The organism is Oscillospiraceae bacterium (genome assembly GCA_031265355.1).
GTDB lineage: Bacteria > Bacillota > Clostridia > Oscillospirales > UBA929 > JAIRTA01.
On sequence record JAISCT010000009.1, the window covers coordinates 25,794 to 38,425 of the forward strand.

The following is a 12,632-nucleotide window of genomic DNA, read 5'->3' on the forward strand; positions in this document are numbered from 1 at the left end:
CATGAAAGAAGACCCCTGAAGGGGCTCGTAACGGGGCCGCCCGCCGCGCGTATGGCGCTGTGGGCGGCCCCGTTTTTGAGAGCGCGCCATGCGCTGACGCGGCGGCCGTCAACGCCGCCGCGTCAGCAGCAGAGAGGAGTGGATGACCACTGCGACGGAGCCTGCGTTGTGCACCAGCGCGCCTGTGACGGGGTTCAGGAGTCCGGCGGCGGCCAGGGCGACGGCGGTAAAGTTTAAGAGCATGGCCAGGGCCAAATTGACGTAAATGGTCCGCATGACCCGTTTGGAGAGCCGCAGCAGCTCCGGGATCTCTTTGATGTCGTCCCTCACAAGGGCGATGTCGGCGGCTTCGAGGGCGATATCGCTGCCCACGCCGCCCATCGCGATGCCGACGTGCGCGGCCTTCAACGCGGGGGCGTCGTTGACGCCGTCGCCCACCATACAGACAGGTTCGCCCCGCGTTTGGTACTGCCGGATGACGGTCAGTTTGTCCTCCGGCAGGCAGTCGGCCCGCACCTCTGCGATGCCGGCCAGGCCGGCGATGTGGGCGGCCGCCTGCGGCGCGTCGCCCGTCAGCAGGACGACGTCGGCGCCCGCGGCCCGGAGGGCTCCGACAGTGTCGGCGGCGTCCGGCCGGAGCGTGTCGGACAGGACAAGAAAACCCAGCGTCTCGCGCTCCGCCGTGACATAGATCACGGTGGCGCCGTCCGCCTTGGCCCGCTCGGTCTCCCGGACAAACGGCGCCGGCAGGGTGAGCCCCCGCTCCGCCAGCCAGTTCTCGCCTCCCGCGTACACGGTCTGTCCTCGGATCTCGGCTGTGACGCCGCGCCCGGGGATCAAGCGAAAGAAATCCGGTTCGATGGGGGCGCGGTCACACACCCGTCGCCAATGGGCGACGACGGCCTTCCCCAGCGGGTGTTCGGAGCGAAGCTCCGCACTGGCCGTGAGAGACAGCAGGGCGATTTCATCCAGATCCGGGCGACAGCTTCGCACCCGGATGACGGCGGGTTTTCCGTATGTCAGTGTGCCGGTCTTGTCAAACGCGATCCGCTTGACCCCGGCCAGACGCTCCAGCGCGTCGCCTTGGCTGATGAGAATCCCGCGTCTGGTCGCGTGGCCAATGCCGGCCATGATGGCGGTCGGTGTTGCCAGCACCAGGGCGCAGGGACAAAACACGACAAGAATCGTGACGGCTCGGATGGCCTCGCCGGTCACGGGCCAGACGACGGCGGCGGCGATCAGCGCCGCGGCGACGATCCATGTCGCCCACCGGTCGGCCAGGCCGACGATGCGCGCCCTCCCCGCGTCCGCCGAAGCCACAAGGCGGATCATCCGCTGCAGAGAGCTGTCCTCGCCCACCTTCTGTGCCGTCATGTCAAATGTGCCGAACTGATTCACGGTTCCGCTCTGTACCGCATCGCCCGTGCTCTTGTCAACCGGAAGAGATTCGCCGGTCATCACGGACTGGTCGACGGAGGTCTGCCCCCAGGTGATCACGCCGTCCACCGCGACGGTCTCGCCAGCCAGCACCCGGAGCGTATCGCCGACCTTTACCTCGGCCGCCGGCACAATGTGTTCTCCGTCGCGGCGCACGACACGCGCCGTGACGGGGGTCAGGCGCACCAATTTTTCGAGACCGGCCCGTGCCTTGGCCACGGTCCGGTCCTCAAGATACGAGCCGAGGAGCATGATGAACGCCACCTCCCCGGCGGCAAAGATTTCGCCGATGACGATGGAGGCGGCTAGCGCCAGAGAGACGAGAACGTCGGCCTTCACATCCCCCCGAGTCACGAGCCCCACCGATGCGCTCCAGACGATCGGGAGACCGCAAAGAAGTACGGCCACCCACGCGGCGTCGATCGAAAATGGAATAATATGTAAGAAACTGACGACCAGCGCCGGCAGGGAGAGAACGAGACAGAGCAGCGTTCGTTTTTCGCCGTCTTTCCAAAAAGCCATTGTGCCATACCCGCCTTCCACAATACCAATAGGGGTATACATATACCACAAACAGCATTATACCCTATAGGGTATAATGCTGTCAATAGGGCGCTTCTCATCGCGCCGCGCGCGGGCGTGCTCACGCGCAAGTTCCACTCAGCACTCATAACTCAGCACTTGACGTGGATGACGTGCACGACGTGCACGTCATCCACGTCTACGTCATGCGCGCAAAGTGTTCCACGGCCTTGGCAAAGTCCGCGATGGTCCTGTCCGCGTCGCCGTGCTCAATGCCTTCCCGGACACAGTGGTGCAGATGCCCTTCCAGAATGGCCTGCCCAACCTTGTGCAGCGCGGCCTTGGCCGCGTGGATCTGAATCAGGATGTCCTCACAGGGGACATCCTCGTCGACCGTCTTATCAATTGCCTTTATCTGTCCCATAATTTTCCCCAGTCGTCGGTGCAGATTGTCGGCATCCATGCACTGTCGCATGCCAGCGCCTCCTTCATACATATAGGGGTATATACATCATATCATCTCCGCCGCTGCCGTGTCAATGCGCCGTCATAGGAATTTTGAAAAACGCCGCGCAAACCCTTGACAAAATGCGAAAATTTGAGTATTATATAGAAGAGGGCAGTTAGCAGATACTAATTGTCTGTTTGTTTACCGGCATAGTTATTTAATGCTAACTTCAGACGGGATGGGAAGACAGAATATGATGCCTTTGACACTGACAAAGATCGGGGAGGAAAACGCAATTAAAAGGGTAGGCGGGAGGACGGAGACCAGGAAATTTCTTGAAAATCTCGGCTTTGTGCCGGGCAGCCAAATCAAGGTGATTACGGAGATCAGCGGCAATGTGATTGTCAACATCAAAGAGTCACGCGTGGCCATCAGTCGTGAAATGGCCAGCAAGATCATGGTCTGATAAGGGGGAACGTGACATGCAAACACTGAGGGAGACCAAACCAGGCCGCAGCGTGCGGGTGGCCAAGGTCGGAGGCGCCGGCCCCGTCAAACGGCGCGTCATGGAGATGGGAATCACAAAGGGTGTGGACGTCTATGTCCGCAAAGTGGCCCCGTTGGGGGACCCGATTGAGGTGACGGTCAGGGGTTACGAACTCTCCCTGCGTAAGGCGGATGCCGAGTTGATAGAAGTGGAATGAAGGGGATCTAACCAGTAGAGGAGCGGAGCATCTCGGTATTTTATGGACAAGCAGTGTGTCCGCTTGCAAGGAGGAAGAATGACAATGGCAGTCAAAATCGCTTTGGCCGGCAATCCAAACAGCGGCAAAACGACGTTGTTTAACGCGCTGACGGGCGCCAATCAATTTGTGGGCAACTGGCCCGGTGTCACGGTGGAGAAGAAAGAAGGCAGGCTGAAAAACCATAAAGATGTGATCATCACAGATCTGCCCGGTATCTATTCACTCTCTCCGTATACATTGGAGGAGGTGGTGGCCCGCAATTATCTGATCGATGAGCGCCCGGACGCCATCTTGAACATCATCGACGGCACCAACCTAGAACGCAACCTCTTTCTGACTACGCAGCTCACCGAATTGGGCATCCCAGTGGTGGTGGCGGTCAACATGATGGATGTAGTCACAAAGAGCGGCGACACGCTCCACACCAAACAGTTGGCGGAGGAGCTCGGATGCCAGGTCATGGAGATCTCGGCGCTGAAGGGGACCGGCGTCATGGAAGCTGCGCAGGCGGCCGTGAACGCGGCGGGCCGCGTCAAGACCGTCCCTCGGCACAGTTTTTCCGGCAGCGTGGAGCACGCGCTGGCGCACATAGAGGAGGCCGTGCTGCATAGCCTGCCGGAGGAGCAGCAGCGCTGGTACGCCATCAAGCTCTTTGAGCGGGACGAAAAAATCGTCGCCAAACTGGGGTTCACCAAGGAGCAGCTCACGCACATCGAGGGCGACGTCGAGGCCTGCGAGGCGGAGTTGGACGACGACAGCGAGAGCATCATCACCTCGGAGCGTTACGCGTATATCGACTCCATCATTAAGGACTGTATCAAGGTCAAGAACAAGGGGCGGCTCAGCATCTCCGACAAGATCGACCGGGTGGTGACCAACCGCTGGCTGGCGCTGCCGATCTTTGCGGCGGTCATGTTTGTCGTGTATTTTGTCTCGGTCACCTCGGTGGGCACCCTGGTCACCGACTGGGCCAACGACGGCGTGTTCGGCGAGGGGTGGAACCTGTTTGGCACGGAGGTGTGGGTGCCGGGCGTGCCCGTGCTGCTGGGGGATTTCCTTGAGGCGATCCACTGCGCCGAATGGCTGCAGGGGCTGATTTTAGACGGCATTGTCGCGGGCGTGGGCGCGGTGCTCGGCTTTGTGCCGCAGATGCTCATCCTGTTCATCTTTCTCGCCTTCCTCGAAGCTTGCGGGTATATGGCGCGCATCGCGTTCATTATGGACAGAATCTTCCGCCGCTTTGGGCTGTCGGGGAAATCCTTTATTCCGATCCTCATCGGCACGGGCTGCGGCGTACCCGGCATCATGGCCTCCCGGACGATTGAAAGCGAGCGCGACCGACGGATGACGGTCATGACCACCACCTTCATCCCCTGCAGCGCCAAGCTGCCCATCATCGCACTGATCGCGGGCGCGGTCTTCGGCGGCGCGTGGTGGGTGGCGTACAGCGCTTACTTCATCGGGATGGCGGCTATCATCTGCTCCGGTGTGATTTTGAAGAAAACAAAACTGTTTGCGGGCGATGTCTCGCCCTTTGTCATGGAACTGCCCGCCTACCACTGGCCCACGGTGGGCAACATCCTGCGCAGTATGTGGGAGCGCGGTTGGTCGTTTATCAAAAAGGCGGGGACCATCATCTTGTTGGCCACCGTGTTTGTCTGGTTCACCTCCAGCTTCGGCTGGACGGACGGTGCCTTCGGCATGGTGGATATGTCCGACAGCGTTCTCGCCCATATGGGCTCCGGCATTGCGTGGCTCTTTGCGCCCCTGGGCTGGGGGGAGTGGAAGGCGGCCGTCGCCGCCATCACCGGTCTCATCGCGAAGGAAAATGTGGTGGGCACTTTCGGCATCCTGTACGGCTTTGCCGAGGTGGCGGAGGACGGTGCGGAGGTTTGGGGCGCGCTGGCCGCCAGCTTTACCACCCTGGCCGCCTATTCTTTCCTCGTGTTCAACCTGCTGTGCGCGCCCTGTTTCGCGGCGATGGGCGCGATCAAACGGGAGATGAACAACCTAAAATGGTTCTGGGTCGCCATCGGCTATCAGTGCGGTTTGGCTTACATCGTATCCCTGTGTGTCTACCAGTTCGGGCTGCTGTTTTCGGCGCGCAGTTTCGGCGTCGGGACGGTGGCGGCGCTGCTGCTGTTGGCGGGTTTCCTGTTCTTGCTGCTGCGCCCCGCCCCCAAGAAGAACTTGTCACGCTGGGGTGCACTTGGCGCGCAGGCGTAGCGATTGGTTGTGTTGTAAATCCATTCTTTGTCCGCCTGCGCCCAAAAGGCGGACGCCGTATGGGAGGGACATGCATGCTCACAGTACTGGCGGAGAACCTCGGTACAATTTTAGTGGGGCTTGTTGTGTTGGGCATCCTCGCGGCGATTGTCGCGAAGTTGATCCGAGACAAGCGAAAGGGAAAGTGCGTCGGCTGCGACTGCGGCTGTGGAGATCCCGTCTGTCGTACCAAGGATCCCACCTCGTAAAGTGTTCAAGCCGTCAAGAGGCGGCCGAAATTTTTGACACCTAACCGTTTATGAGCAGATCGGGCTGATTATGTAAAAAGCAAAAGCGTCGTTTTTGTACAGGAAAACGACGCTTTTTGATAGCTTTGAAAAGGTATACCTTTTCAAACGTGTATTTCAAAGGCTAACACTTTTATTGTATTGCATGTAATTCGCAAAGTCAAGGGCTCGATACAACATTTTTTGTACGTTTCGACCGAAACGCACAAGCTAAATTGTCGGAAACGGCAATTCCCAAAAGGTATAGCATGATAGGCCATGCGGAAACCGCCGAAAGGGCTGTGCTCAGTGGGTTTGTGCGGGTTGGTTGGGTATGTCTGGAAGTGGTCGGCCGCTTTGTGTGCAGAGAATGCGGCCGCCTGCGGGACCGTTCGTGCAAGCGGTTTCGTCTCGGGCGTACTGTCCGCCGCGTTCGCAGCGGACTGCTGACCGGGCCTTTTGCGTGCCGTTTCACAAAGGGGGAAAGAAGACAGAAGTTTTTCAAAAATTTACAATTTTTGTTGACAAAACCAAGGAATTATGTTACAATAATCACAGTATGTATGTGCGTATGTGTCTATGAAGTTTCGCAATCTTATGAGGGACTGAAAGGGGAGAATGTAAAGGTGAGGTACAGATTCAAGGCGCTGGCGATCCTTTTGGCGGTGGTCATGGTGCTTGGGCCTACCGGCCCAACTGTCGTTTTCGCGGCTGACACGACGGCCTATTTCACGTATACCGCCATGGGAGACGGCCTGCATCAGTTCAATTTCACCGGAAGTTGGACGACGGCTTCGACTGCCGCGGATGCTTGGACGGATTACGAGGGCGCCAGCTACACGTTCAAGTTCTATGGCAAACAGGCGCTGATTTATGGTACGGTGGCGCCGAGCCACGGCAGCATAGCCGTGTCGATAGACGGCGGCGAGTCCGTCGCCACAAGCCAGTACGCGGCCAGCCGTCAGGCCAACCAACTGTGCTACGAGAGCCCCGCCCTCAGCGAGGGCCTTCACGAGCTCACGGTGACGAGCCTCGGAGTTTCCACCGTTTACCGGATCGGCGTCGTACAGTCGGAGGACGCGGCCTTCGCGAGTGCGTTCTACAGCCTGCATATCCCAGTAAACGTTTCAGCCGATCTCGCGCTTCCGGCGGCTGTCGCGGGCACGGCGGTTTCGTGGCAGTCGCTGGTGCCCTCTTACATAGCCGACGACGGCCGCATCCTGGGGACAGGCGCGGCGAGTCTCAAAGCTAGCGCGGTTCGTGGAGACGCGGCCTTTGAGCGCGTCTTTGCTTTCAACATTGTCGAGCCGGTGGATTTGAGCGGCTACCTGGATAGGCCAATCCCGTACCCAGGCAGCGTCAGAACCTCGGCGGCGGCCAGTTCCTATGAGGGCAGCGGTACGCAGCCGGCGAACGCCATTGACGACAGTACGACCACCTACTGGCACTCGCGCTGGTCGTCTCCCGCCGGCCGCGCCCCGCATACCCTCACGGTCACGCTCTCTGACACGCTTCCGGTAAAGGGCGTCACTTATCTCCCGCGCAACGACAGCGGCAGCGGCTGGGAGAACGGCAGCGCCACCGCCGGTTACATCGCGGTTTCGACGACCGGCGCCGAGGACGATTTTACCAAAGTCGTCGACTTCACCCGGGTATCCAGCAGAGACAAGACCACAATCGCGTTCCCGGAAACCGTCCTGGCCAACTATGTGCGGCTCGTGGTGACGGTGGCCAACGACAACGGCAGCTTCAACGGCAATTTCGCCAACTGCGCCGATTTCGGCATCTTAAAACCCGCCCGGACGATCGCGGAGCGCGTGTCTCTTTACGCGGCTGACATACTCGCCCAGTTGAGCGCCGAGACCAAGGGGATCACAAAAGGTACGTATCCGCTTTCGGCGCAGATCACAGCGGAATTCGCGATCAACCGGATCGTCGCCGCCGTGACGGACGCAGGCGCCGTCCAGTCTGTCGCCGACATCGACACGGCGGCCGCGCAATTCTACGACAGCTTCTACGGCCACAGCAAAGAGGAGCTATTGACGCTGATCGACGCCGCGGAGGCGGCGCTCGGCGCGCATGCGGTCGGCGGCGCGGAGGGCGACGTGACCCAGGAGACGCGTGACGCGCTGGCCGGCGCCGTCGCGCAGGCGCGGGGCGTGGCGCAGGACGGGACAAAGCTTGCCATCCACGACGAATACCTCACACTTTCGTGGGCGATCGAGGCCTTCAACAACAGGATCATCTCCGCCTTCCCCGAGATCACAGGCAGTATCGGGTGGAACAAGGCCACGCTCCCGGCGAGGGCCCGCGAATCGTTTACGAACCTCGAGTGGACAGGCAAAACGTCGGGTTCGATTGAAAACAGCAAGGTGTTTGATGTGAACCGTGAGCCGGCTCACGCCGACCTGATACCGTATCAGTCTGAGGAAGCCGCCGTGGCAGGCTCGCGCGCGTATGACAAGACGGGGTCTGTGTTCTATCAGGCGCTCACCACCCCGACCGATCTTGACCCGGAACAGTCCAACTGGACGTTCAGCGTCGTGCCATCGCTCACGCCGAACTTCTCGGCGGCGGACAATGTGATCGCCAAACCGGTTGTGCAGGATCCGCTGAACCTCGGCCACCCGATCGTTGACTTTTACAAGACGGATTATGACGCGTCCAAGTGGAACAGGATCGCCGTGCCGGGCAGTTGGCAGACGCAGGGCGTCGGCGCCGACGGCAAGCCCTATGCCGGTTATTACGACCCGACGTTTGGCTACGACGCGCCTTTCTACACAAATACCAACATGCCGACCGGCGTCACCTTCCGCGGGACGTCTTATCAGATCTGGCCCAACAACCACAGCAACATACCGCTGGCCCCGAACGGCGGGAGCGCCGGCAATCCCAACAACTACAACCCCGTGGGCTTCTACCGCCGGTATTTCAGCGTCGACCCCGCGTGGATCGAAGACGGCTACAAGGTGTTTCTCTCGTTCCAGGGCGTTGAGTCGGCCTACTACGTGTATATCAACGGCGTTGAGGTGGGTTATCACGAGGACAGCCACACGCCGGGCGAGTTCGACGTCACCGATCTCCTGAACGCCGATGGCAGCCCCAATCTGCTTGCCGTGAAGGTTTTCCGGTGGTCGGACGGCAGTTGGATGGAAGATCAGGACTTCATCCGCCTGGGCGGGATCTTCCGCGACGTATTCCTCATGGCGTCGCCGCCGGCGCATATCCGCGACTACAAAGTCGATACGACGTTCGACAGTTCCTACACGGACGCCACGCTGACGCTCAAGACGACGGTCAAAAACTATTCGGGCGCGGCGACAGGCAGTCTGGCCGTGGCCGCGAAGGTCATCGATCCCTATGGGCAGGACATTCTGGCGCGGACGTCGCTGAAATTTGACGTGGGCGCCGTCAGCGCGCAGGGGGAGGTCTCCGTCTCCGGCTCGGTCCTCGTCGAGAACCCGCACAAGTGGTTCCCTGAAGATCCGTATCTCTATACGCTTGTCGTCACGCTTTACGACAAAGAGACGATGAAGCCCCTCGAATATCTCAGTCAGGAACTGGGGTTTAGGCAGATCACCTTCCGCCAGGCCGACGGTGTCACATCTGATATCGTCAGGCTGAACGGTGTGAAGATCATGTTCAGGGGCGTCAACAGGCACGACACGTCGCCCTACGGCGGGCACTACGTCAGCCCGACGGAGTACGAGGCCGACCTCAAAATCATGAAGCGGAACAACATCAACACCATTCGCACGGCTCACTATCCAAATGACTCGTATCTGTACTGGCTGGCCGACAAATATGGCATCATGGTCATCGCCGAGGCCAACGTCGAGCGGCACGGCGGCGACGACGGCAACAACGCCGGTACGAGCGCGACCGCCGGGAACTCGGTGTTTACGAACGACAGGTTCACCGACGCCATCATCGCGCGCAACGCCAACAATGTCCACCGCTTGAAGAACTACCCGTCCGTCGTGATGTATTCGGTCGGCAATGAGACGGGTTCGCACCCGCGCTGGAACGACGTTGTGGCGGAGGTCCGCAAGATAGACCCGGGCAAACCGTGGCACAACGAGGGCATGCGCAACTACGCGTCGGGCAACAACTACGGTACGGCGGCCAATGCCGAAAGCCGTGTGGACGTCTACTCGACGATGTACGCCGGTGTGGGCACCAACGCGGGCAACACGGCCGGTGTCCGCCTGCCCTATATCCAGTGCGAATACGCCCACGCGATGGGCAACTCGGTCGGCAATCTGAAGGAATACTGGGACAGTTACCGCGGGTACGCGCTGTCGCAGGGCGGCTGCATCTGGGATTACGTGGACCAGGCCGTCTGGACGTTGGTCCCCGCGAGTTACAATCTGCCCGAGTCCGGTCCGATTCGTATCAACGGTCAAACGACGACGAACGTCACCAGTAACCTGTTTTATGTGGACGAAGAGTACGGCAGGGTGCTCAAGCCCGGCGCGGGCGTGCTGTACAACGACCCGGTCTTCAACAATAAGATTTCGGGCCGTCAGCCGTTTTCCATCGAGCTTTGGGCCAGACCGCAGGACATTTTGACGAACAAAGTCCTCGTCGCCAAGGGCGACACCCAAGTTGCCATCAAGACCGGGACCATCAACAACCAGACGGTGTTTGAGTTCTATGTGTACAACGCCGGCGGGTGGCTTTCGGCTTCGGCCCCTGTGCCGACTGACTTCAACAACGGTGTCATGCATCATATTGTCGGCACCTTCGACGGTTCGACGCTGAGATTGCATTACGACGGCCGCGAAATCGCCGCCAAGACGATCGACGCGACCGCCGGCATATCGACCAACAGCTACCCGTTCGGCGTCGGGCGCGACGCGCAGAGCGGCGGTTCCCGCGATTCGGTTTCGTATATCGCGGGGGCCAGGGTGTTCACGCGTGTGCTCACGCAGGACGAGATCACCGCCGGCGCGGACAGCCGCCGGCCGAGCGACCCGTGCCCGGCCGACGACGCGAGCGTGATCCTCTGGGCCGACTACACCAAGGGCGACTTACAGGAAGTCCCCGCCAGCGCCTACATGAACGATATTTTCAAAAACGGCATGTACCTCGGCTACGGCGGCGACTGGGGCGAGGGCAACACCGACAACAGCTTCTGTGCCAATGGCATCATCACGGCCACCCGCGAACCGGAGCCGGAGATGCAGGAAGTGAAGAAGGTCTATCAGGAGATCAACTTCACGGCCGGCGACAGCGACCTCCGCGGCGGCGTCGTAAACGTCCGCAATGAAATGATGGGGCTGAACGCCAATGTCTACGATTACGTGTGGCGGCTGACCGAGGACGGCGCCGTCATAGCCTCCGGCACGGTTGAAAACGTTCCCGATATGCCCGTTTACAAACAGATGGGTACCATACGGGACATCCCGACCGTCGCGATGGAGATTCCATATCTTGAGAGCCTGCCCGAAGCGCCGAAAGCGGGGGCGGAATACCACCTGACGATCCAGGCCGTCCGTAAAGACGCGCCCATATGGGCGGATGCATCGCCTGAGCAGGCGGATGCACGGCACGTCATGGCGGAAGAACAGTTCAAAGTCCCTGTCGACACGGGCAAGATCGCCGCGCTGAGGCTCGACGCCGCGCCCGCCGCGCTCTCTGTCGCAAACGGAGACAGCCTCACTGTCTCGGGCGATGATTTCAGCGTCACGTTTGACAAAGCCACGGGTTTTATCACTGATTATTCGGCGGGCGGCCGGACGCTCCTGACCCAGGGCCCTGTCCCGCAGTTCTGGCGCGCGACGATGAACAACGACAACGTGTCCAGCAACAACTGGACCAATGTCGACCAGAATCTGCCCGCGCTGCAGTCGCTGACTGTGACCGGATCCAATGACGGATGGGTGCAGACCGTCAGCGTGTCTTACAACCTGACCGCTGTCAACGCATCCACCTACCTCAACATGACGTATACCGTATATTTCAACGGCGCAATCAGAATTGACACGGCGCTGCGCACATCCGACACGAGCCAGCTCCTGCGTTTCGGGGCCGACCTGCGTATGCCGGCGGCGTTCGAGAACGTCGAATGGCTGACGCGCGGTCCGCGCGAGAATCTCAACGACAGGCAGACCGGCGCTTTTGTCGGGCGCTATCGGACCACGGTCACGGACAATCTCTGGAATTACATCGATCCGCAGGACACGGGCACCCACGAGGACACCCGCTGGATGGCCGTGACCGACGACGCTGGCGCGGGGCTGCTTGTTACCGCGACGGGCGAAAAGCTCTTTGAGGCCAACGCACTGCACTATACCTGGCGTATGCTGGGAAGCCAGCGCCACATCTACCAGATAAACCCCGTCAGCGATACGATCCTGGGCGTCAGTTACGGCTCGCGGGGTACGGGCGGCGCGTCGTGCGGGCCCGCCACGCTTTCGCAGTACACGTTACAGGCGGGCAACATATCCTATAGCTATACACTGCTGCCCATCGCCGGGGACGAGGCGGATCTTGGCAGCGTCGCCCTGCAATACCGAGGCGACTTCGAGTACGTGCTGTCTGATTGCGCCATCCATGGCGTAACGGTAGACGGGACGTCCGTCTCCGCTTCCTTCTCCGTCGGAGACGACAGCCCGGCGTTCGAATCGGCGCGCCTCGTCGTCGCTGTTTATGGTGAAGACGGCCGGCTGGCCGCGCTGAAGTGGTCCGACGTCGAGATAACCGGCGCCGGAACGTATGCAACAGCATACACGCTGGACGCGCCCTTGGCGCTCGGCGATACGCTGAAGGTATTCGCATTTACATCGGACTCCTACGAACCTCTCTGCGACGCGTACACGCTGGCGGGATAGGCCGGCGAGGGTCGTACCGCGTAAGCGGTGGGCGCGGTCATATGAACCAAATGACGCCAAGAAGAGAAGCGGGCGGGGGGGGGGGCGCGGGGGCGGCGGACCAAAAAAAATGCGCACCCACATACAGACGGCAAAAAAAAAACACTTGTTG

The 12,632-nt window shown here is 60.4% G+C and carries 7 protein-coding genes; 5 read left to right on the forward strand and 2 right to left on the reverse strand.

Annotated elements, in window-relative coordinates:
• Positions 1–108: 108 nt before the first annotated feature.
• Entirely contained in the window at positions 109–1,959 is a 1,851-nt protein-coding gene (locus tag LBK75_01120) for a cation-translocating P-type ATPase (protein ID MDR1156898.1), read from the reverse strand.
• Between the two features lie 199 nt (positions 1,960–2,158).
• The gene (locus LBK75_01125; GenBank protein MDR1156899.1) at positions 2,159–2,434 is read right to left on the reverse strand and encodes a metal-sensing transcriptional repressor; all 276 of its coding nucleotides are present in this window, start codon (positions 2,432–2,434) and stop codon (positions 2,159–2,161) included.
• A 226-nt stretch (positions 2,435–2,660) separates the two neighbouring features.
• On the opposite strand from LBK75_01125, the gene LBK75_01130 reads away from it, so the two are divergent.
• From LBK75_01130 to LBK75_01150, 5 genes are all read left to right on the forward strand, one after another.
• Positions 2,661–2,873 (forward strand): ferrous iron transport protein A, encoded by a 213-nt coding sequence (locus tag LBK75_01130; protein ID MDR1156900.1) that lies wholly within the window; start codon positions 2,661–2,663, stop codon positions 2,871–2,873.
• Positions 2,874–2,889: 16 nt separating this feature from the next.
• The gene (locus LBK75_01135; GenBank protein ID MDR1156901.1) at positions 2,890–3,111 is read left to right on the forward strand and encodes a ferrous iron transport protein A; all 222 of its coding nucleotides are present in this window, start codon (positions 2,890–2,892) and stop codon (positions 3,109–3,111) included.
• Positions 3,112–3,195: 84 nt separating this feature from the next.
• A complete protein-coding gene (gene feoB / locus LBK75_01140) occupies positions 3,196–5,379 on the forward strand; it encodes a ferrous iron transport protein B (GenBank protein MDR1156902.1) in 2,184 nt (727 codons plus the stop codon).
• Between the two features lie 74 nt (positions 5,380–5,453).
• Entirely contained in the window at positions 5,454–5,627 is a 174-nt protein-coding gene (locus LBK75_01145) for a FeoB-associated Cys-rich membrane protein (protein MDR1156903.1), read from the forward strand.
• A gap of 644 nt (positions 5,628–6,271) precedes the next feature.
• Positions 6,272–12,481, forward strand: coding sequence for a discoidin domain-containing protein (locus LBK75_01150; protein MDR1156904.1), 6,210 nt, complete (start codon positions 6,272–6,274; stop codon positions 12,479–12,481).
• Positions 12,482–12,632 lie beyond the last annotated feature (151 nt).

Coding starts and splice junctions, on each gene's coding strand:
- LBK75_01145 (MDR1156903.1), top strand. CDS start 5,454: ATGCTCACAGTACTGGCGGAGAACCTCGGTACAATTTTAGTGGGGCTT.
- LBK75_01130 (MDR1156900.1), top strand. CDS start 2,661: ATGATGCCTTTGACACTGACAAAGATCGGGGAGGAAAACGCAATTAAA.
- LBK75_01120 (MDR1156898.1), bottom strand. CDS start 1,959: ATGGCTTTTTGGAAAGACGGCGAAAAACGAACGCTGCTCTGTCTCGTT.
- feoB (MDR1156902.1), top strand. CDS start 3,196: ATGGCAGTCAAAATCGCTTTGGCCGGCAATCCAAACAGCGGCAAAACG.
- LBK75_01125 (MDR1156899.1), bottom strand. CDS start 2,434: ATGCGACAGTGCATGGATGCCGACAATCTGCACCGACGACTGGGGAAA.
- LBK75_01135 (MDR1156901.1), top strand. CDS start 2,890: ATGCAAACACTGAGGGAGACCAAACCAGGCCGCAGCGTGCGGGTGGCC.